Source organism: Xylophilus sp. Leaf220, from assembly GCF_001421705.1.
Classification (GTDB): domain Bacteria; phylum Pseudomonadota; class Gammaproteobacteria; order Burkholderiales; family Burkholderiaceae_C; genus Xylophilus.
In genome coordinates this window covers 1-20,075 of the sequence record NZ_LMKO01000022.1, presented here as the reverse complement: position 1 = coordinate 20,075, position 20,075 = coordinate 1, and the positions used below count along the sequence as shown (strand labels likewise).

General features: G+C 69.9%; 17 protein-coding genes. 13 read left to right on the top strand and 4 right to left on the bottom strand.

All coding sequences use genetic code 11. The features are described from left to right. Window positions 1-5 precede the first annotated feature (5 nt). Window positions 6-1,013: a LysR family transcriptional regulator gene (locus ASE76_RS12105; RefSeq protein WP_082448427.1), complete on the bottom strand. Its 1,008-nt coding sequence runs from the start codon at window positions 1,011-1,013 to the stop codon at window positions 6-8. 115 nt (window positions 1,014-1,128) lie between these two features. Here ASE76_RS12105 and ASE76_RS12100 point away from each other — a divergent pair, with 115 nt between their 5' ends. The 13 genes from ASE76_RS12100 to ASE76_RS12040 all read left to right on the top strand — a co-directional run bounded on the left by ASE76_RS12100 (window position 1,129) and on the right by ASE76_RS12040 (window position 15,356). Continuing rightward, window positions 1,129-2,103 (top strand): tripartite tricarboxylate transporter substrate binding protein, encoded by a 975-nt coding sequence (locus tag ASE76_RS12100; RefSeq protein ID WP_055839728.1) that lies wholly within the window; start codon window positions 1,129-1,131, stop codon window positions 2,101-2,103. 16 nt (window positions 2,104-2,119) lie between these two features. Then, window positions 2,120-3,169, top strand: coding sequence for a 4-hydroxythreonine-4-phosphate dehydrogenase PdxA (locus ASE76_RS12095; protein ID WP_055839724.1), 1,050 nt, complete (start codon window positions 2,120-2,122; stop codon window positions 3,167-3,169). A 46-nt stretch (window positions 3,170-3,215) separates the two neighbouring features. Beyond that, complete coding sequence (locus ASE76_RS12090; RefSeq protein ID WP_055839721.1) at window positions 3,216-4,388, top strand: L-rhamnonate dehydratase; 1,173 nt, start codon at window positions 3,216-3,218, stop codon at window positions 4,386-4,388. 8 nt (window positions 4,389-4,396) lie between these two features. Next, window positions 4,397-5,326 carry a dihydrodipicolinate synthase family protein gene (locus tag ASE76_RS12085; protein ID WP_055839718.1) on the top strand — a complete coding sequence of 310 codons (930 nt, stop codon included), beginning with the start codon at window positions 4,397-4,399 and terminating at the stop codon, window positions 5,324-5,326. 5 nt (window positions 5,327-5,331) lie between these two features. Further along, entirely contained in the window at window positions 5,332-6,084 is a 753-nt protein-coding gene (locus ASE76_RS12080; RefSeq protein ID WP_236698425.1) for a cytochrome b561 domain-containing protein, read from the top strand. Window positions 6,085-6,142: 58 nt separating this feature from the next. Continuing rightward, window positions 6,143-7,237 carry an ABC transporter ATP-binding protein gene (locus tag ASE76_RS12075; protein WP_082448425.1) on the top strand — a complete coding sequence of 365 codons (1,095 nt, stop codon included), beginning with the start codon at window positions 6,143-6,145 and terminating at the stop codon, window positions 7,235-7,237. Window positions 7,238-7,268: 31 nt separating this feature from the next. After that, window positions 7,269-8,603 carry an ABC transporter substrate-binding protein gene (locus ASE76_RS12070; RefSeq protein WP_055839715.1) on the top strand — a complete coding sequence of 445 codons (1,335 nt, stop codon included), beginning with the start codon at window positions 7,269-7,271 and terminating at the stop codon, window positions 8,601-8,603. Window positions 8,604-8,692: 89 nt separating this feature from the next. Then, complete coding sequence (locus ASE76_RS12065) at window positions 8,693-9,583, top strand: carbohydrate ABC transporter permease (RefSeq protein WP_055839712.1); 891 nt, start codon at window positions 8,693-8,695, stop codon at window positions 9,581-9,583. Beyond that, on the top strand, window positions 9,580-10,449 hold the full coding sequence (locus tag ASE76_RS12060; protein WP_055839709.1) for a carbohydrate ABC transporter permease: 870 nt from the start codon (window positions 9,580-9,582) through the stop codon (window positions 10,447-10,449). Before ASE76_RS12065 ends, ASE76_RS12060 begins: the two co-directional genes overlap by 4 nt. 2 nt (window positions 10,450-10,451) lie before the next feature. Next, window positions 10,452-12,035 (top strand): methyl-accepting chemotaxis protein, encoded by a 1,584-nt coding sequence (locus ASE76_RS12055; RefSeq protein WP_055839706.1) that lies wholly within the window; start codon window positions 10,452-10,454, stop codon window positions 12,033-12,035. Window positions 12,036-12,058: 23 nt separating this feature from the next. Next, window positions 12,059-13,462, top strand: coding sequence for an ABC transporter substrate-binding protein (locus ASE76_RS12050; RefSeq protein WP_082448423.1), 1,404 nt, complete (start codon window positions 12,059-12,061; stop codon window positions 13,460-13,462). A gap of 11 nt (window positions 13,463-13,473) precedes the next feature. After that, a complete protein-coding gene (locus tag ASE76_RS12045; protein ID WP_369793409.1) occupies window positions 13,474-14,415 on the top strand; it encodes an SMP-30/gluconolactonase/LRE family protein in 942 nt (313 codons plus the stop codon). Continuing rightward, on the top strand, window positions 14,412-15,356 hold the full coding sequence (locus ASE76_RS12040) for a YncE family protein (RefSeq protein WP_055839703.1): 945 nt from the start codon (window positions 14,412-14,414) through the stop codon (window positions 15,354-15,356). Before ASE76_RS12045 ends, ASE76_RS12040 begins: the two co-directional genes overlap by 4 nt. Before the next feature lie 129 nt (window positions 15,357-15,485). On the opposite strand, the gene ASE76_RS12035 is transcribed toward ASE76_RS12040, so the two are convergent. From ASE76_RS12035 to ASE76_RS12025, 3 genes are read right to left on the bottom strand one after another with little or no spacing between them, the layout of a single operon-like run. Further along, window positions 15,486-17,072 (bottom strand): glycine betaine ABC transporter substrate-binding protein, encoded by a 1,587-nt coding sequence (locus ASE76_RS12035; RefSeq protein WP_055839701.1) that lies wholly within the window; start codon window positions 17,070-17,072, stop codon window positions 15,486-15,488. A 3-nt stretch (window positions 17,073-17,075) separates the two neighbouring features. Further along, window positions 17,076-17,627: a DedA family protein gene (locus ASE76_RS12030; RefSeq protein ID WP_055839698.1), complete on the bottom strand. Its 552-nt coding sequence runs from the start codon at window positions 17,625-17,627 to the stop codon at window positions 17,076-17,078. A 42-nt stretch (window positions 17,628-17,669) separates the two neighbouring features. Continuing rightward, window positions 17,670-19,040 carry a phosphatidylserine/phosphatidylglycerophosphate/cardiolipin synthase family protein gene (locus tag ASE76_RS12025; protein WP_055839695.1) on the bottom strand — a complete coding sequence of 457 codons (1,371 nt, stop codon included), beginning with the start codon at window positions 19,038-19,040 and terminating at the stop codon, window positions 17,670-17,672. Between the last annotated feature and the right edge of the window lie 1,035 nt (window positions 19,041-20,075).

The following is a 20,075-nucleotide window of genomic DNA, read 5'->3' as shown; positions in this document are numbered from 1 at the left end:
GATAGCTACCGGTCGGCGAAGGGCTTGCGCTGCAAGCCCTTTTTCTTTGGAACTGCCGCGGCAAGGGCATCGTGCGCATCGACCGGCGCGGCCGGTGCGTGCAGCAGTTCCACGAAGTGCTGCAGCGCCGCCGAGGCCGGCCGGTCGCTGCGCACGATGCTGCCGTAGGCGGTCAGCCGGTTGCGGATCGTGTAGGGCAGCACCCGCAGCAGGCCGTGCTCCGCATAGCGTCCGGCGATCGACCACGGGATCACCGCCACCATGTCGGTCCGGGCGATCAGGTTGGTGGTGGTGAGGATCGACGCGGTCTCGACCAGGCCCGGCGGCAGCGGCAGGTGGTGGGCGGCGAACTCCTGCTCCATCACCTCGCGCATCGGACTGCCGGCGGGCTGCAGGATCCAGGGGTAGGCCTGCAGCGCGGCGAACGCCAACGTGCGCGCCCGCGCCAGCGGATGGTCCACCGCGACGACCACCGACAGCCGCTCGTCCGACAGCGGCTTGAACACGCAGTCGCCGCCGGTGCGCGCGGGCATGCGGCCGATCACGACGTCGAGCTGGCCCTCGCGCAACTGCTCCATCAGCCGGTCGCTGGTGCCCACCGAGATCTCCACCGACAGCAGCGGGTACAGCGCCTTCAGCCGCACCAGCGCCAGCGTCAGGTCGGCCGGGGAGGCGGCCATGATGCTGCCGATGAACAGCTTGCCGGCGCTTCCCAGCCGCAGGCCCTGCAGTTCGCGCCGCAGCGCCTCCAGCCCGCCGCGCATGCCGCGGAAGTATTCGGTCACGCAGGCGCCGGCCGCATTGACCCGCAGCCCTCGGCCCACCCGGTCGAACAGGCGGTAGCCCAGCGTGTCCTCCAGCTCGTGCAGCATCTTGGTGGCGGCCGGCTGTGTCATGCCCAGCTCGGCCGCGGCGGCGCGCAGAGTGTTGCGATCCTCTATGGCCAGCAGCAGCGCCACCTGGCGCATGCGCAGTCGGTTGAGCAGCTGGGGAACGGCGTCGGTACTGGACATTTTTCGATAGCCTGGGGTGATCGATCCATCATCAATTTTCATTTTACGGAATGCTTTCGGCTTCCTACGATGGCCCTCCACACCGTGCACACCGAGAAGCACGCAGGAGACAAAGATGATCCGCCCCCTTGCCATTTCTACCCTGGCGATCGCGCTGGCCGCACCCTTCGGCGCCTTCGCCCAGGCCGCGTCGCCGGATTGGCCGACGCGCCCGCTGCGGATGCTGGTCGGCTCCGCCCCCGGCGGCGGCACCGACGCGATGGCGCGTGCGGTGGCCGACCGCCTCGGGCCGCTGCTCAAGCAGCCGGTCGTGGTCGAGAACCGCCCCGGCGTCTCCAACACCCTGGCCGCCGACGTGGCCGCCAAGTCGACCGACGGCCACACGATGGTGATGGGTGTGGTCACCGCCCATGCCATCGCGCCGCACCTGTTGAAGCTCGGCTACGACGGCGACAAGGACCTGGTGCCGGTGGCCTTCGTCGGGTCGGTGCCCAACGTGCTGGTGGTCACCAACGAGCTGCCTGCCACATCGGTGGCCGAGCTGGTCGCGCTGGCGAAGAAGGAGCCGGGCAAGATCAACTACGCCAGCAGCGGTGCCGGCAGCACCCAGCACATCGCGGCCGTCGTCTTCAAGGAAGCGGCCGGCATCGACATCGTGCACGTCCCCTACAAGGGCAGTGCGCCCGCGATCATCGACCTGATCGGCGGCCAGGTGCAGATGAGCTTCGACACCATGCCCTCGGTGATCGGCCAGATCCGCAACGGCAAGATGCGTCCGCTGGCGGTGACCTCGGCCCGGCGCAGCCCGCAACTGCCCGGCGTGCCCACTACCGCCGAGGCCGGCCTGCCCGCGGTGGCGGTGACCGCCTGGTACGGCGTCTACATGCCCGCCGCCACGCCCAAGGCGGTGCAGCAGAAAGTGCACGACGCGGTCAACGAGGTGATCGCGCTGCCCGAGACCAAGACCCGCCTGGAAGCGGTCGGCGCGGAGCTGCAGCCGATGACGCAGGCGCAGTTCATCGCTTTCCACGACGCCGAATCCAAGCGCTACGGCGACGTCATCCGCAAGAACAACATCAAGCTCGACTGAGCCCGGAGCCCTTCCCATGACCACCACCGCAGAACGTCCCGTCGTCGCGCTCACGCTCGGCGATCCCGCCGGCATCGGCGCCGAACTCATCGCCCGGCTGCTCGCCGGGCCCGAGGCCGCGCAGCGCGCCAACATCGTCCTGGTCGGCGACCCGTGGCTGTGGGAAGAGGGCCAGCGCATCGCCGGCGTGCGGGTGGCGACCGATGCCGTCGACTCGCTCGACGCGGTGCGCGACCGGGCCGACACCGCCCGCCCGGCCTTCCTGGCGATGGACACGGTGGCGCAGGCCGAGGTGGTGCGCAGCCGCGCACAGGCCATCGGCGGCCGCTCGGTCCTGCGGGTGCTCGACCTGTGCATGGACGCCGCCCTGGCCGGCACCATCGACGCGATCTGCTTCGCCCCGCTCAACAAGCAGGCGATGAAGATCGGCGGCATGCAGCACGAGGACGAGCTGCACCACTTCGCCGAGCACCTGGGCGTGACCGGCTATTTCTGCGAGTTCAACACGCTGGGCGAGCTCTGGACCTCCCGCATTTCGTCCCACGTGCCGCTGAAGGACGTCGCGGGCTACCTGAGCGTGGAGCGCATCCAGCAGGCGGCCGAGCTGATCTACCGCTCGCTGCTCGCCAGCGGCGTGGCGCAGCCGAAGGTGGCGATCGCGGCCTTCAATCCGCACGGCGGCGACGGCGGCCTGTGCGGGCGGGAGGAGGTCGACACCATCGTGCCCGCGGTGCAGGCCCTGCAGGCCCGCAGCTGGCCCACCGACAGCCCGTTCCACGGCCCCTTTCCGGCCGACACCATCTTCCTGAAGGCGCAGGCGGGCGAGTACCAGGCCGTCGTCACCATGTACCACGACCAGGGCCAGATCGCGATCAAGCTGCTGGGCTTCTCGCGCGGCGTCACGGTGCAGGGCGGCCTGCCGATCCCGATCACCACACCGGCGCACGGCACCGCCTACGACATCGCGGGCCAGGGCAAGGCCAGCGTCGAGGCCATGTCGCACGCCTTCCAGATCGCCTGCCGCATGGGCGCCGCCCAGCGCGAGAAGTCGCTGGCCGCCGCCTGACCTGAAGGCCCGAATTCGTTTCAACCTCCACAGCCCCACCTCTGTCATGAAAATCAAATCCGTCCGTGCCCGCGTATTCCAGTGGAAGGGCAAGACCGTGCCGCCGCAGGGCAACTTCTGCTCCAACGCGATGGACCTGCTGTACTCGCCCGCCGAAAGCATGAGCACCTTCCGCTTCCACTCGTGGACGGTGGTCGAGATCGAGACCGACGACGGCATCGTGGGCATCGGCAACGTGGCGCTGGCGCCGAAGATCGCCAAGGCCATCATCGACGAATACCTCACGCCGCTGGTGCTGGGCCAGGACCCCTGGGACTACGAATACCTGTGGCAGCGCATGTACCGCGCCACCCACGCCTGGGGTCGCAAGGGCGTGACGATGGCGGCCATTTCCGCGGTCGACCTGGCGATCTGGGACATCCTGGGCAAGAGCGTGAACAAGCCGGTGTTCAAGCTGCTGGGCGGCCGCACCAAGGAAAAGATCCCCTGCTACTACTCGAAGCTCTACCGCACCGACCTCAAGGAGATGCAGGACGAGGCACAGAAATTCCTGGACCAGGGCTTCAAGGCCTTCAAGATGCGCTTCGGCTACGGCCCGGCGCACCTGCAGCACGGCGTGCAGGAGAACCTGAAATCGGTCGAGGCGGTGCGCGAGGTGATCGGCTACGACACCGACCTGATGCTCGAGTGCTACATGGGCTGGAACCTGGAGTATGCCAAGCGCATGCTGCCGAAGCTGGCCAAGTTCGAGCCGCGCTGGCTGGAGGAGCCGGTGATCGCCGACGACATCGACGGCTATGCCGAGCTCAACGCGATGAACATCATCCCGATCTCCGGCGGCGAGCACGAGTTCAGCCCCTACGGCTTCAAGCAGCTGCTCGACAGGAAGGCGGTCAGCGTCGTGCAGTACGACACCAACCGGGTCGGCGGCATCACCGCCGCGCACAAGATCAACGCGCTGTGCGAGGCGTTCAGCGTGCCGGTGATCCCGCACGCCGGCCAGATGCACAACTACCACCTGACGATGAGCACCCTGGCCTCGCCGATGGCCGAGTACTTCCCGATCTTCGACGTGGAAGTGGGCAACGAGCTGTTCTGGTACATCTTCGACGGCGAGCCGATCGCCGAGAACGGCTTCCTGCAACTGCAGGACGACGTGCCGGGCCTAGGCCTCTCGCTCAAGACCGAGTACCTCGACCAGTTCGACATCCTGGAGTGAGCCGCGCCATGCCCGGACTCTCCCACCCGCGCTACCGCGGCATCTTCCCGGTGGCGCCGACCACCTTCACCGAGGACGGTGCGCTCGACCTGGCCAGCCAGCGGCGCTGCCTCGACTTCATGGTCGACTCGGGCGTCGACGGCATCTGCATCCTGGCCAACTTCTCCGAGCAGTTCCTGCTGTCCGACGAGGAGCGCGAGGTGCTGACCCGCACCGCGCTGGAACACGTCGCCGGCCGGGTGCCGGTGATCGTCACCACCACCCACACCAGCACCGCCGTCTGTGCCGCGCGCAGCCGCCGCGCGCAGGAGATGGGCGCCGCGATGCTGATGGTGATGCCGCCCTACCACGGCGCCACCTTCCGCTTTCCCGAGCCGCAGGTCTTCGACTTCTACGCGCGGCTGTCGGATGCGGTCGGCATCCCGATCATGGTGCAGGACGCACCCGCCAGCGGTACGCCGCTGTTGGCGGCCTTCCTGGCCCGCATGGCGCAGGAGATCGAGCATGTCGCGTACTTCAAGATCGAGACCGCCGGTGCGGCGAGCAAGCTGCGCGAGCTGATCCGCTTGGGCGGCGAGGCGATCGAAGGCCCGTGGGACGGCGAGGAGGCGATCACGCTGCTGGCCGACCTCGACGCCGGCGCCACCGGCGCGATGACCGGCGGGGCCTTCGCCGACGGCATCCGGCCGATCATCGAGGCGCACCGGGAGGGCGACGCCGACACCGCCTTCGCGCTGTACCAGCGCTGGCTGCCGCTGATCAACCTGGAGAACCGGCAGGCGGGCTTCCTGGCGGCCAAGGCGCTGATGAAGGAGGGCGGGGTGATCGACTGCGAGGCACCGCGCCACCCGTGGCCCGCGATGCACCCCGCGGTGCGCCAGGGCCTTATCGCCACGGCGCGGCGGCTCGACCCGCTCGTGCTGCGCTGGGGCCGGTAGCCGCCATGGACCTCGCCGCCTGCCTGCACTGGCTGCTGGCACCCGCCAGCGGTGCCGCCGAGCATCACATCGCCGCCTGGGCCTCCTGGCACGGCCGGCTGATGGTGCTGGCCTGGGCGGTGCTGCTGCCGGTGGGGGTGCTGGTCGCCCGCTACTGCAAGGTGACGCCGCGCCAGGACTGGCCCCGGGAGCTCGACAACAAGGCCTGGTGGCACGCCCACCGCACGCTCCAGTACGCAGGGCTGGCGGCGATGGGCGCGGGCCTCTGGCTGGCCTGGGGCCGCGGTGGCGGCGCCACGGCGGTCGCGCGGTGGCATGCGGGCCTGGGCCTGGCGGTGGTGGCGCTGGGGGCGTTGCAGGCGCTGGGCGGCTGGCTGCGGGGCAGCAAGGGCGGCCCCACCGATGCGCAGGGCCTTCGGGGCGACCACTACGACATGACGCGCCGCCGCATCGCCTTCGAGGTGCTGCACAAGGGCCTCGGCTATTTGGCGCTGCTGCTGGCGGCCGCCACCGTGGTGCTCGGCCTAAAGGTGGCCGACGCCCCTCGGTGGATGTGGGCAGGCGTGGTCCTGTGGTGGGCGGTGTGGATCGCGGCGTTCTGCCTGCTCCAGCGGCAAGGGCGCTGCATCGACACCTACCAGGCCATCTGGGGCCCCGACGATCGGCACCCCGGCAACCGGATGGCACCCGTCGGATGGGGTGTCCGCCGCTACGACGCCGCCGCATTTCGCGCGCTGCTTTACAAAGCGCGGCGTTGAAACCGGCTAACGTTGAATCACAATACTTACAATAAAAGACAAAATGACACACGATTCGATGAGTACCAATGCCGGTGTCGCCGGCCTCGAACTGCAGGGCGTCATCAAGCGCTTCGGCGAGGTGACGGTGGTGCAAGAGATGAACCTGCGTGTCCGCCAGGGCGAGTTCGTGGTCCTGCTGGGCGAGTCGGGCTGCGGCAAGTCGACCACCCTGCGGATGGTCGCCGGCCTGGAGACGGTCACGCAGGGGCGCATCTTCATCGCCGGCCGCGACGTGACCGACGTGCCGCCCAAGCAGCGCAACATCGCGATGGTCTTCCAGAACTACGCCCTGTACCCGCACATGGACGTGGCAGAGAACATGAGCTTCGCGCTGCGCCTGGCCGGCACGCCGAAGGCGGAGATCGAGCGCCGGGTGCAGGAAGCGGCCCGCATCCTCAACATGGGCCATTTGCTGCAGCGCAAGCCCAAGGAACTCTCGGGCGGCCAGCGCCAGCGGGTGGCGATCGGCCGCTCGATCGTGCGGGAGCCGGAGGTGTTCCTGTTCGACGAGCCGCTGTCCAACCTCGACGCCAAGCTGCGCGGCCACATGCGGGCCGAGCTGGCGGTGCTGCACCAGCGGCTCGGCAAGACCACCGTCTACGTCACCCACGACCAGGTCGAGGCGATGACGCTGGCCTCGCGCATCGTGATCTTCGACAAGGGCCTGATCCAGCAGGTCGGCACGCCGCAGGAGGTGTTCAACCGCCCGGCCAACCTCTTCGTCGCCGGCTTCATCGGCACGCCCACCATGAACCTGTTGCCGGCCACGGTGCGCGCCGACGGCGGGCTGGAGGGCGAGGGCTTCGTGCTGCCCGCGCCGTCCACCGCCGGCCTGGTGGCGGGAACCGCGGTGGTCGCCGGCGTGCGCCCGCAGGCCCTGCGCATCGCCGACGGCGCGGCCGCCGCGCTGCGCATCCGGGTCGCGATGGTCGAGTACCTGGGCACCGAGAGCGTGCTGGTCGGCCACCTCGACCAGTTCCCCGCCACCCGGCTGACGGCCGTGGTGCCGGGCCACCGCACCGACCTGGTCGGCAGCACCGTGCCGCTCACGGCCGATCCGGCGGACCTGCACGTCTTCGAACGATCCACCGGCCACAACTACGCCGCCTGACCCCACCGGACAACGCCCCAGGAGACCCACCATGCAACGTCGCGACATCGTCAAGGCCACCGGCCTTTCCCTCTTCGGCGCCGCGCTGCCTTTCGGCAGCGCGCATGCGCAGGACCGCTATGCCAAGTACCGCGGCCAGTCGGTCGTCATCAGCATCCCGGCGCATCCGCACTACGAGGCGATGCTCAAGCTGCTGCCGGCCTTCACCAAGGAAACCGGCATCAAGGTCGAGGTGGACAAGCTGCAGATCCTGCGGATGAAGGACAAGCAGCTGCTCGAGATGGCCAAGCCCCAGGGCGACTACGATCTGGTGAGCTACGTCGTGATGTGGAAGGGCGAGTACGTCAAGAAGAACCTGATCCGCGAGCTCGATCCTTTCCTGAAGAACCCGGCGCTGGCCGACCCGGCCTTCGACCTGCAGGACATCGTGCCGGCCTACCGCGAGAACATCGGCTTGGTCGGCGGCCCGCGCGGCTACCTGGCCGGCCCGGGTGCCAAGCTCTACGGCCTGCCCTACGGTGCCGAGACCTCGATCCTCGCCTACCGCCGCGACATCTTCGCCAAGCACGACCTCAAGCCGCCGGAAAACTATGCGGAACTGCAGGCCCTGCTGCCCATGATCGAGAAGAAGCAGGCGATCGGGGCGCTCACCTCGCGCGGCCAGGCCGGCCACCAGTGCGTGCACGCCTGGCTGCTGCACCTGAACCCGCTGGGCGGCAAGGTGTTCGATGCGGCCTGGAAGCCGCGTTTCAACGACGAGGTGGGCGTCAAGGCCCTGGCCCTGCTGAAGGAAATCTCGGAGACCGGGCCCGCCGGCATCCCGAGCTACGGCCAGGGCGAGATGATGACCGCCTTCCTGCAGGGCCAGTCTGCGATGTACCTCGATTCGACCGTCATCTTCGGCCAGGTCAACGACCCGGCCCGCTCGAAGATCGCGGGCAAGGTGAGCTACGCGCTGCATCCGAAGGGGGTGAAGTACGCGTCGCAGTCCGGCGGCCTGGGCCTGGCGATTCCGCACAACGCCAAGAACGCGGACGCGGCCTTCCTGCTGATGCAGTGGCTGACCTCCAAGCAGCAGGACGTCGCGGTGGCGAAGGCCGGTGGCGTGCCGATCCGCAACAGCACCCTGGCCGATGCCGACCTGGTGCGCCAGTACCCCGAGTACATCACCCTGCGCGAGCAGCTCAAGTACTCCGACCCCGACTGGCGTCCGATCATCCCCGAGTGGGACGAGATCAACATCCAGGCGCTGGGCGTGGCGATCTCCGAGGCGCTCACCGGCAAGAAGACACCGAAGGACGCGCTCGACGGCGTGGTGCCGAAGGTGACCGAGATCATGCGGCGCGGCGGATACCTCAAGGCCTGACCCGGCTGCAGGTCGATTGCTATGGTTTCTGTAGCTGCAGGCCGGCGCGCGGCGCCGGCTGCAGGCCTCCTTCTTGCGAAAGTCCCACGATGAAAACACCCGCCTGGGTGCCGCTCGTCTACGTCGGCCCCGCGGCCGTCGTGATGGCGGTGGCCTGCCTCTATCCGGTGCTGTCGGCGCTGCAGCTGGGCTTCTACGACTGGAGCATCGGCACGCCGTGGTCCGACGCCCGCTGGGTCGGCCTGGAGACGTTCCTGCGCACCCTGCAGGACCCGGCGGTCTGGCGCTCCCTGCGCATCACGCTGCTGTTCGCCTTCGTCTGCGTCGCCGCCGAGATGGTGCTGGGCATCGCGCTGGCCCTGGCGCTGGAGGACCGGCCGGGCCGTCCGCTGCGCGGCGTCGCGTTCTTCCGCACGCTGTTCATCCTGCCGATGATGATCGCGCCGATCGCGGTGGGCCTCACCTGGCGCTACCTGTTCGATGCGCAGTTCGGGCTGGTCAACGCGCTGCTCGGCGTGTTCGGGGCGCAGCCGGTGGCCTGGCTGGCCAACGAGCACATGGCCTTCGCGGCCATCGTGATCGCCGACATCTGGCAGTGGACGCCCTTCGTCTTCATCATGATGGTCGCCGCGCTCGCCAACGTCGACACCGCGGTGCTGGAGGCCGCCCGCATGGACGGCGCCAACTGGTGGCAGACCACCTTCCGGGTCAAGCTGCCGATGGTGATGAACGTCATCGTGGTCACCTTGCTGATGCGGCTGATCGACGCGTTCCGGGTGCTGGAGGTGGTCTACATCCTCACCTTCGGCGGGCCGGGCGACTCCACCGAAATCCTGTCGCTGCACATCTACAAGACGGCCTTCGTCGGCCAGCAGCTCGGTGCCGCCGCGGCCATCTCGGTGCTGCTGCTGGCGGTGGTGGCGGGCCTCTCGTGGTTCGCGCTGCGCCTGTCCAACCCCTTGAAGGAGGAGCGGTCATGAGCACCCTCGGCCACCCGATCGCCACGCCGCGGCGTCCCCGCTTCCTGCTGGCACGCCTAGGCGACCTGCTGCACTACGTCGCGCTGCTGGCGCTGGGCCTCTTCTGCGTGACGCCGATCGTGGTGATGTTCGCCACCTCGTTCAAGCTGCAGAGCGACCTGTTCACCCAGGGGCTGAATTTCGTCTTCATGCCGACGCTGCAGAACTACCGCGACGTGCTGTTCGACGACCACTTCGACCGCTACCTGGTCAACAGCCTGCTGGTGGGCGTGGCCTCGACCGCGATCACGCTGCTGCTGGGCTGCATGGCCGCCTACGGACTGGTGCGGCTGCGGTTCCGGGGGCGCAGGGTGCTGGGCTACACCACGCTGCTGCTGCGCACCGTGCCGCTGGCGGTGTTGGCCGTGCCGGTCTTCATGATCTGGAGCCAGGCCGGCATCGCCAATTCGCTCGGCGGGCTGGTGCTGCTCTACGTGGCGGTCAACCTGCCGTTCACCATCTGGCTGCTCTACGGCTTCATCCAGCAGGTGCCGATCGAGCTGGAGGAAGCGGCGGCGATCGACGGCTGCGGGCCGGTCGCGGTGTTCTGGCGCGTCGTCCTGCCGCTGATCCGGCCGGGCCTGGCTGCGGCGGCGATCTTCACCTTCCGCATCGCTTGGAACGAGTTCATCCTGGCCCTGGTGCTGACCGACCGCGCGACCCGCACCCTGCCGGTCGCCGCCTCGCTCTACATCACGGACATCGGGGTGGACTGGGGCAAGGTCATGGCGCTCGGCAGCCTGATCGCGATCCCGCCGCTGGTCTTCACCTTCCTGGCCGCGCGCCAGATCATCACCGGCCTGACGGCCGGCGCGGTGAAGGGCTGAGTATGGGCGTGCGCGAGGGGCGGCTCAGCATCCGGCAACGCCTGTGGGCCCTGGCGCTGGTCACGGTGCTGGCGGTGTGCGCGGTGGCGGCGGTGGGCGTGGCCGCGGTGCTGCAGGGCCGCACGGTGGCGACCGCGTTCGCCGAGCGCGACCTGGTCGCCCTGACGCAGGCGGGCGCGCTGCGCGATGCGCTCAGCCGCATGGGCCGCCACGAGATGGAGCTGATCGTCAACTTCGAGAGCGCGCCGCTGGCCGACGCGGCGCAGGCCGCCTGGGAGTCCGCGTACGCCACCGGCACCGCCGGGGCGAGGGCCCTCTCGGCCGACGCCGACCCGGTCGTCGCGGCCAGCGCCGCCCGCATCGGCAAGGGCCTGGCCTCGTACCAGGCCGGCATGCAGTTCTTCCTGAAGAAGATGCAGTCGGGCGCGGTGCTGTCGGCCGGCGTCGGCAACGAACTGATGGCGCCCGGCCGTGCCGGACTGCGCGATGCCGAGGCCGCCTTGCCCGAGCTGGTGCAGCGGGTGTCGGAGCGGGTCGACCAGAGCCGGCAGGACCAGGACCGGCGCGGTCGGCTGGAGATCGCCGCCCTGGCCCTGGTGGCGCTGGTGGGCGCGGTGGCCGTCGCCGGCCTGGCGGTGCTGACCTTGCGCGCGGTGACCGGCCCCCTGGCCGACGCGATGGCGGCAGCCGACCGGGTGGCGCGCGGCAACCTTGCCGCCACCGCGTCCGGCTCCGGTGCGCCGCGCGAGATGGCGGTGCTGCTGGAGGCCCTGGGCCGGATGCAGCAGGGGCTGGCCACGCTCGTGGTCGGCGTGCGCGACAGTGCCGGGGCGATCGACCTCTCGACCAACGAACTGGCGGCCGGCAACTTCGACCTGAGCCAGCGGACCGAGCAGGAGGTGATCGAGCTCGACCGCTCGGCCGCCACGGTCGAACAGCTGCGGCAGGCGTCGGAGCAGGGCGCCCGCGCAGCTGAAGACGCGCAGGGCCTGGCCCGCGCCGCCGCCGGTGCCGCGGCCACGGCCGCCGGCACCACCACCGAACTGGGGGCCGGCATGCGGGTGATCCAGGAGAGCGCTGCGCACATCGCCGACATCGTCGGGGTGATCGACGCGATCGCGTTCCAGACCAACCTGCTGGCGCTGAATGCGGCAGTGGAGGCGGCCCGTGCCGGCCCGCAGGGACGCGGCTTCGCGGTGGTGGCGCAAGAGGTGCGGGCGCTGGCGCAGCGCTGCTCCGACTCGGCGCGTGAAATCCGCAAGGTGGTGTCGTCCACCCGCGAGCGGGTGCAGAACGGCACCCGTATGGCGGACGCGGTCGGTGCTTCGATGGCACAACTGCAGACCGCGGTGACCGCGGTGGCCCATGCCATGGGAGAGGTGTCCGACACCGCGGTGCACCAACGGGCCCATGTGCAGGAACTGTTGATCACCGTCAACAACCTGCATATGACCACCCAGCAGAACGCTGCGCTGGTGGAAGAGTCTGCCGCCGCCGCCGATGCGCTGCGCCGTCAGACCGGCGCACTGCAGGGCATGGTCGGCGCTTTCGTGGTGCCGGCCGGGCATGCCTTGGCCGTGGTCTGAACGAACCAACAACAGGACTCTCGATGGATCGACGCCATTTCCTCGCGGCCGGCATCGCCACCGCAACCGCCGCGCCTGCTCTGCACGCGCAGGACCTCTACCGCCCGTACCGCGGGCAGAAGATCACGATCAGCTACCCCGGCCCGCATCCGCACTACGATGCGGCGCAGGCCCTGTTCGACCGCTTCACCGCCGAGACCGGCATCCTGGTCGAGCGCGACCGCACGCCCTACCTGGACATGCACGACAGGCAGGTCAAGGAAATGCGACGGCAGCAGGGCGACTACGACGTCGTCACCTACCTGCTCACCTGGAAGAGCGAGTACGCGGGCCACCAGCTGCTGCGCCCGCTCGACGACCTGCTGGCCGGCCCGCTGGCGCAGCCGGGCTATGCGCTGCAGGACATCATCCCCGGCTACCTCGAGTCGATCGGCCGCGTCGGCGGGCCGGGCAGCTACCTGCCGCGCTCGCCCGCGCGGCTCTACGGCCTGCCCTACGGGGCCGAGACCAGCGTGCTCGGCTACCGGCGCGACGTGCTGGAGCGGCTCAAGCTGCCGATCCCCACCAACTACACCGAGCTGCTGGCCGCCTGCGAAATGGTGCACGACAAGGAGAAGATCGGCGGCCTGGCCTCGCGCACCCAGGCCGGCCACCAGATCGTGCATGCCTGGCTGCTGCACCTGACGCCGCACGGCGGCCAGGTGTTCGACGGCAACTACCGCGCCGCGCTGCAGAACGAGGGCGGCGTGCGCGCCGCCGAAACCCTGGCGCGCATCGTGCAGACCGGGCCGGACAACCATGCCAATGCCGGCTTCGGCGAGATGCAGGAAGCGTTCCTGTCGGGGCGGAGCGCCTTCTACCTGGACAGCCTGACGGTGATGAACCTGGCGGACGATCCGAAACGCTCCAAGGTCGCGGGCAAGGTGGCCTATGCCATGCATCCCACCGCGCGCACCTGGTCCGGGTTGACCGGCGGCTTCGGGCTGGGCATTCCGGCCAACGCGCGCCATCCGGAGGCGGCCTTCCTCTTCATCCAGTGGCTGACGAACAAGGAAAACGACCTGCGTGTCGCGATCTCCGGTGGCAACGCGGGCCGGTGGTCCACGCTGTCGGATGTGGAGTTCAGGTCGCGCCGTCCGGAGCAGAGCATCCTGCCGTACGCGATGAAGATCGCGAATCCGGCCTGGCGCCCGTTGATCCCCGAATGGGACACGATGGCGCGCGACGTGATCGGACAGGCGCTGCCCGACGTGCTGAGCGGCAAGCGCACCGCGGCGGCGGCGCTGGCGGGCTGCGTCGCGCCGCTCGACGCCATGATCGCCGCGGCCGACTGGCGCAAGACCCGCACCGGCAGCGCAGCCGGCAACGACCTCTTCACCGCATCGCGGCGCGTCGGTCCCGGGTCGGCGGACCCGAGCGTCGCCTGAGCGCAGTACCCATGAACCGCATGACGACGACCCCACCCGAGATATTCGATCCCCGATTCGCCACCGTGGCCGAGGGCGCCGTGCTGCAGCGGCTGTGCACCGGCGCCACCTGGAGCGAAGGCCCCGTCTGGATGCACGAGGACGGCGCGGTGCTCTGGAGCGACATCCCCGCCAACCGCATGCTGCGCTGGTCGGCGGCCGAGGGCATGACCGTCTGGCGCGACGGCGTCGATTTCACCAACGGCCATACCCGCGACCGCAACGGCGACCTGCTGCACTGCTCCCACGGCCGCCGCGCCATCCTGCGCACGCGGGTCGGCCCCGACGGCGTGCGGGCCCACGTGCCCGACGAGGTGGTGGTCGACCGGTTCGAGGGCCGGCGCCTCAATTCGCCCAACGACGTGGTGGTTCGCAGCGACGGCACCATCTGGTTCACAGATCCGCCCTACGGCATCCTGAGCAACCGCGAGGGTTACAAGGCGGCGCCCGAGCAGGCGGCCAACCACGTCTTCTGCTACGAGCCCGCCACCGGCCGCCTGCATGCGGTGACCGACCAGGTGCAGGAGCCGAACGGCCTGGCCTTCTCGCCCGACGAATCGGTGCTCTACGTCAGCGACACCTCGGCCGCGCTGCAGCGCCTGGGCCGGGGCAACCACCACATCGTGGCCTTCGACGTCGAGGGCCTGCAGCTGAGCGGCATGCGGGTGGTGGCGGCCGTATCCCCGGGACTGCCCGACGGTTTCCGCATCGACCGCCACGGCTGGATCTACACCAGCAGCCTGGATGCGGTGCAGGTGCTGCACCCCGACGGCACGCTGCTCGGCCGCATCCCGGTGCTGGAGAAGGTGGGCAACCTCACCTTCGGCGGCCCGCGGCGCGACGAACTCTTCATCGCGGCATCGACCTCGCTCTACCGCATCCGACTCAACACCCAGGGAATACAACAGCCATGACCCGCGACATCCTGCTGCTGGTGGAGAAATGCAGCCACTGCTTCAGTTACTACGACGCCGACACCGGCGAACGGCTGGCCAGCATCCCGCTGCCGGATTTCCCGCACGAGTTCGTCGTCGACCGGGAGCGGCGCTTCGCCTACGTCGGCCACTACGGCGTGGAGACGTCCGGCCACCTGGGCGAAGGCGGCACCTGCATCCTGCAGATCGACATCGCCGCCCGCACCCTGGCCCGCATCATCGACATCGCGCCGTTCAACCGCCTGCACGGCATCCAGATGGACGACCAGGGCCGGCTGTACGCGCTCAGCGAAGACCGGGCGCAGCTGGTGGTGATCGACCGGCCAGCGACCGATACCGCACCCCGGCGCGCGGTGCCGGTGGGCGGCATCAAGAGCCACCTGTTCGCCCTGGCCCGCGACGGCAGGACCGCCTATGCGATGAACCTGCTGTCGCACACCGTGACCAGGGTGCGCCCCCACGACGCGACGGTGGCGCCGGTTGCCTGCGCACCCGGCGAGAAGCCCGAGGGCTATGCGCTCAGCCCCGACGAGAAGACGCTCTACGTCACCTGCCGCTGGAGCAACACCCTCTGCGCGATCGACACCGAGACGATGCAGGTGACCCGCCGGGCGCCGTCGCGCGACGACGCGACGCGGCTCTACCTCTACCGCGACGGCCGTCTGGTGGTGAGCAACTACGGCGAACGCAGCCTGTCGGTGGTCGACCCCGCCACCCTGCAGGAGCTGCACCACATCCCGATGGAGGCCCGCGCCATCGCGCTGAGCTACCACCCGACCAAGCCGATCGCCTACGTGAGCCAGGACAACGACAAGGTCGGCGTCTTCGACATGGAGGCGCTGCGCTTCGTGCGCTTCATCGCCACCCAGCGCGAACCGGACGTGTCGTTCCTGCTGCCGATGGAATTGCCAGCGGGCTGATGCCCGGCTGCAGGCGGGCCGGACGACACCGCCTGGCTGTCTCGACCACGTGATGCTATAAAAATAATAGCTAGATGCCGGCGTCCACCGACGGCCCCGGCCACTTTTCGTTCGAAAACGCGCTGCGCATCAGCCCTCTTGCGCTGCCGCGCCCTGCCGGCGGCGCAGGACCCGCTCCAGGCATTCGAACACCGCTTCGCTGGCCAGCGCCAGGGCCGCCGCCGGCAGCGCGCCGGCCAGCAGCAGGCCGCGGTCGTTGAGCGCCAGGCCGGTGACGATCCGCTCGCCGTAGCCGCCCGCCCCGATGAAGGCGGCGATGGTCGCGGTGCCGATGGCGATCGCGGTGGCGGTGCGCACGCCGGCCATCAGGGTCGGCAGGGCCAGCGGCAATTCGACCGCCAGCATCCGCTGCCCGGGCGTCATGCCCAGCGCCAGCGCCGCCTGCCGCAGCCCGGGCGGCACGGCGGCCAGGCCGGTGGCGGTGTTGCGCATGATCGGCAGCAGCGCGTAGAGCATCAGCGCGGCCAGCGCCGGCACGCTGCCGATGCTGCCGGTGAGCGAGATCAGCATCGCCAGCAGCGCGAGCGACGGTACTGTCTGCAGCAGCCCCGCGGCGCCCAGCATCAGCGCGCGCAGGCGCGGCCGGTAGGCCACCGCCATCGCCAGCGGAACGCCGACCATCAGTGCCAGGCCGACCGATGCGGCCACCAGCAGCAGGTGCTGGCGCGTCAGCCGCCCGAGGTCGGGGCCCCAGAGCTTGGCGCCGAACCCGCGGATCGCCGCGGGCGGCGCCGCGGCAGCGGGGGTGGCCCCGGCCCGTGGCGCGCTGGCGTTCGCGTCGGCGGCGAGCGCGGCGCCCGCCGCCGTCGCCCCCGCCTGCCGGTGCCATGCCTGGGCGATCGCCTCGAACGGCTGGCCGTCCACCTCGGCCTGCGCGTTCATCCGCACCATCTGCGCCTCGTCGATCCGGCCCTCCAGCCGCTGCAGGGCCGCCCACGCGGCCGGGAAGCGCTGCGGCACGTCGAGCCGGTAGAGCAGCACCGCGTCGTAGCGCGGGAAGTAGCCGTCGGCGTCCTGCAGCACCCGCAGGCCGCGGCGTTCGATCTGCGCGTCGGTGGTGTAGATGTCGACGATGTCCACCTGGCCGCGGGCCAGGGCGTCGTAGGCCAGCCCGTGGTCGAGCGCCTGCGGCGTCTGCGGCAGGGCGTGGTGCCGTGCCAGGCCCGGCCAGCCGTCGGCCCGGCCCAGGAACTCGTTCGACAGGCCCAGCCGCAGGTCGGGGTGCCGCGCCAGGTCGGCCAGGGTGCGGATGCCGCGCCGTTCGGCCACGTCGGCGCGCATCGCCAGCCCGTAGCCGTCGTTGAAGCCCAACGGCACCGCGACGCCCAGCCCCAGCGGCGCGAGCGCGCTGCGCAGCGCCTCCAGGCCGGTGGCGCCGGGCTGCCGCAGGATCTCCTGCGCGATGGTGCCGGTGTACTCCGGGTACACGTCGATGCTGCCGCCGCGCAGCGCCGCGTACACGATCGCGGTATTGCCCAGCCCCTGCGATACCCGCGTCGCCGCACCCGCGTCCGCCGCCTGCTGCGCCACGATCTCGGCCAGGATGTAGCTCTCGGTGAACCGCTTGGAGCCGATGCGCAGCGTGTCGGCCGCCTGCGCGCACATGGTTGCGAGCAGCCACGCTGCCAGAACCAGCCACCGCACTGGGTACGCCATGGCCTAGTCCATTCGGATGTGCCGGATCGCGACGATCAGGCCCACCACCGCCGCGATGCCGATCAGCACGTACTCGTACGGCCGCAGGCTGCCGATCAGCGACTTGATCATCTCGCTGGCCCAGATGCCGAAGAACGAGACGATCATCGCCCATGCGACCGAGGCGAAGGCGCTCAGCGGCACGAAGAGCGCGGCGCGCATCTTGGTCATGCCGAGGGCGACCGGGAACACGATGCGCAGGCCCCAGGCGAAGCGCATCAGCATCACCGTCCAGATCGGATGCCGGTGGACGAAGCCGAAGGCGCGGGTGAAGCGCTTCTGCATCTTCGGGTGGCGCGCCAGCACCTGCTGGCCCTTGCGCCGGCCCAGGAAGAAATAGAACTGGTCGCTCAGGAAGGCCGCCGCCGCGCCGCAGGCGATCAGCGGCCAGATCTTCAGATAACCCTCGTGCACCGCGTAGGCGCCCAGCAGGAGGATGGTTTCGCCTTCGAGCAGGCCGGCGAAGAAGACGGCGTAGTAGCCGTAGTCCTGCAAAAGTTCGGAGGGGTGGAACATGGGTCGGGGTGCTCGCGGAGAACGAAAAGATGAAGGGGAAGGTCAGAGCTGGAAGGCGACGGTCAGCAGCAGGCCCTCGCTGATGTCGCGCAGCAGCGAGGGCGGCCGCGGGTCGAAGTCGTGCCCGGTGGCGGCCAGCGCGGCGATCCAGCCGGCCAGCCATTCGATCTCGGCCAGGCTGTAGAAGACGACCGCCGCCTCGTGGTTCAGCAGCAGGCTGCGCAGGTCCAGGTTGATCGATCCGCACATCGCCAGGCTGTCGTCGACCACCACCGCCTTGGCATGCGCCATCGCCGGCAGCATCCGGAACCGCACTCCGACGCGCGACAGCTCGCGCATCGCCCGCATGCGGACGAAGTCGGCCAGCCGGTGGTTGGATCGGGTGGGCAGCGCCACCGTGATCTCGACGCCGCGCCGCGCCGCCAGCCGCATCGCGTCGCGCAGGAAGTTGTCGGGCACGAAGTAGGGGGTGACCACCAGGATGCGGTTCTGCGCGCGGAAGCAGGCGTCGATCAGCAGCGCCTGGGCGGTGTCCTCGGTCTGGTCGGGGCCGCTGGGCAGGAACTGCGCGAGCGCGCCGTGCGGCACCTCCGCCGGGCTCGCCACCGGCCGCGGCGCGTGGCCGCAGGCCGAGGCCCAGTCCTGCTCGAACTGGTGGGCCGCCGCCGCCGCCACGCCGCCGTGCAGGTCGAACGACAGGTCGGCCCACGGCGCCTCGCCCGCACGCCCGTTGAAGTATTCGGCCGCCAGGTTGCGCCCGCCGCACCAGAGCCAGGCGTGGTCGGCGATCAGCAGCTTGCGGTGGTTGCGCAGGTTGCGCGGGCCGCTGCGGCGCAGGCTCAGGAACGGGCGGAACACGGCGACCTCGGCACCCGCCTCGCGCAACGCATCGAAGGCGTTGCGCGGCGCCAGCAGGGCGCCGTAGCCGTCGAGCAGCAAGCGCACCCGCACGCCCTCCCGGGCCCGCGCCGCAAGCCGCGCGACGGTCTCGCGGCCGACGTCGTCGTTGCCGATCAGGAAGGTGCAGACGTCGATCCGGGAGCGCGCCTGCGCGATGGTGTCCCAGAGCGCGGCCAGCGCCTCGTGTCCGTCGTGGTGCATCCGCACGCTGCAGGCCGACGGCGGCGCCAGGCCGAAGCTCTCGATCAGCTCGGCCGCCCAGTGCCCGAGCGGGACGGCCGGCCGCGCGCGCGGCAGGCGGGCCGGGCGCAGCTTGCGGCTGCCGAAGACCAGGTACATCGGCAGCACCAGGTACGGCAGCAGCGCCAGCCCCATGACCCAGGCGATCGCGCTGGACGGCGCCCGCTGCTCGCCGCGCGCACGGGTCGTGATGACATAGGCCAGGACCGCCAGGGTGCCGAACAGGAGGTGTTCGGGGATGGTGGGCAGCCTGTCGAGGAGGGAGCGCAGCATGGGGGAGAAGTATGGGCGAGGGGGAGGGGGTGGGGTGGTAGGACTTGGGCGCTTGATGTTGCGCTTGCTTACGGTGCGCAGGTTTGGCCGTTATTGCTCCGCTGCTTCCGGGAGAGTGCGGGGGTGAGGGCCGTGCCCGGCTGGCCATCCACTGACGGCTGTCGGGTCCGTGCCCGGCTGTCCTGCATGGCTCCCTCTCCCCCTGGGAGAGGGCGGGGGTGAGGGCCGCGCCCGACTCATATGTGCTGCTGCTGTGCCGCCGCTGATCGGAGGCGGGGATTTCGCCCCCGCGGGCGAGTCACTTCTTTTGCTTCGCCAAAAGAAGTAACCAAGAAAAGGCGACCCCACGTGCTGCGTCCCTCCGCTGCGCTGCGGGCAACCTGCGGTGCTCGCGGCAGGCGGGGTCCCTCGGCTGCTGCCGGCTTCGCGGCAGTTACGCCTGGGGGCGGAAGCGGCAAAGGCAAAGGCACCCGCACCTGTACTGGCACTGGCACTGGCACTGGCACTGGTACTGGTACTGGTACTGGTACTGGCACTGGCACCGGCACCGGCACCGGCACCAACGCCCGCATCGGCACAAGCACCAGCACCAAGGCAGAATTTGAACGAAAAGTGGCTGTAGCCGGCGTATAGCGCCGGCTGTCAGCTATCGATTTAGTAGCGTCTGTGCAAAAGGTTGCTGCGACGATGGCCCGGGNATTTGAACGAAAAGTGGCTGTAGCCGGCGTATAGCGCCGGCTGTCAGCTATCGATTTAGTAGCGTCTGTGCAAAAGGTTGCTGCGACGATGGCCCGGGCCACTCTTACCCCCGCCCTCTCCCCACACGCGAAAGGCAGTAAGACCGAAACGTCAGAAAGTCGAGCAAAGCAACGACCCACCCCTCGTGCCGAGCGAAGCAAAGGCACCCCCAGGCCGAGCGCAGCGATGGCCCGTGTGGACCCCGCTCCCGCTCCCCCGCCCCTCTGCGGCGTCGAGGAGCGCAGCGGGCGGCGGATCAGGGCCCGCGACTGTTTGAGCGGAGCGCAGCGCAGCGAG

Coding starts and splice junctions, on each gene's coding strand:
- ASE76_RS12035 (WP_055839701.1), bottom strand. CDS start 17,072: ATGGCGTACCCAGTGCGGTGGCTGGTTCTGGCAGCGTGGCTGCTCGCA.
- ASE76_RS12040 (WP_055839703.1), top strand. CDS start 14,412: ATGACCCGCGACATCCTGCTGCTGGTGGAGAAATGCAGCCACTGCTTC.
- ASE76_RS12080 (WP_236698425.1), top strand. CDS start 5,332: ATGGACCTCGCCGCCTGCCTGCACTGGCTGCTGGCACCCGCCAGCGGT.
- ASE76_RS12075 (WP_082448425.1), top strand. CDS start 6,143: ATGAGTACCAATGCCGGTGTCGCCGGCCTCGAACTGCAGGGCGTCATC.
- ASE76_RS12090 (WP_055839721.1), top strand. CDS start 3,216: ATGAAAATCAAATCCGTCCGTGCCCGCGTATTCCAGTGGAAGGGCAAG.
- ASE76_RS12060 (WP_055839709.1), top strand. CDS start 9,580: ATGAGCACCCTCGGCCACCCGATCGCCACGCCGCGGCGTCCCCGCTTC.
- ASE76_RS12025 (WP_055839695.1), bottom strand. CDS start 19,040: ATGCTGCGCTCCCTCCTCGACAGGCTGCCCACCATCCCCGAACACCTC.
- ASE76_RS12085 (WP_055839718.1), top strand. CDS start 4,397: ATGCCCGGACTCTCCCACCCGCGCTACCGCGGCATCTTCCCGGTGGCG.
- ASE76_RS12065 (WP_055839712.1), top strand. CDS start 8,693: ATGAAAACACCCGCCTGGGTGCCGCTCGTCTACGTCGGCCCCGCGGCC.
- ASE76_RS12100 (WP_055839728.1), top strand. CDS start 1,129: ATGATCCGCCCCCTTGCCATTTCTACCCTGGCGATCGCGCTGGCCGCA.
- ASE76_RS12030 (WP_055839698.1), bottom strand. CDS start 17,627: ATGTTCCACCCCTCCGAACTTTTGCAGGACTACGGCTACTACGCCGTC.
- ASE76_RS12095 (WP_055839724.1), top strand. CDS start 2,120: ATGACCACCACCGCAGAACGTCCCGTCGTCGCGCTCACGCTCGGCGAT.
- ASE76_RS12050 (WP_082448423.1), top strand. CDS start 12,059: ATGGATCGACGCCATTTCCTCGCGGCCGGCATCGCCACCGCAACCGCC.
- ASE76_RS12070 (WP_055839715.1), top strand. CDS start 7,269: ATGCAACGTCGCGACATCGTCAAGGCCACCGGCCTTTCCCTCTTCGGC.
- ASE76_RS12105 (WP_082448427.1), bottom strand. CDS start 1,013: ATGTCCAGTACCGACGCCGTTCCCCAGCTGCTCAACCGACTGCGCATG.
- ASE76_RS12045 (WP_369793409.1), top strand. CDS start 13,474: ATGAACCGCATGACGACGACCCCACCCGAGATATTCGATCCCCGATTC.
- ASE76_RS12055 (WP_055839706.1), top strand. CDS start 10,452: ATGGGCGTGCGCGAGGGGCGGCTCAGCATCCGGCAACGCCTGTGGGCC.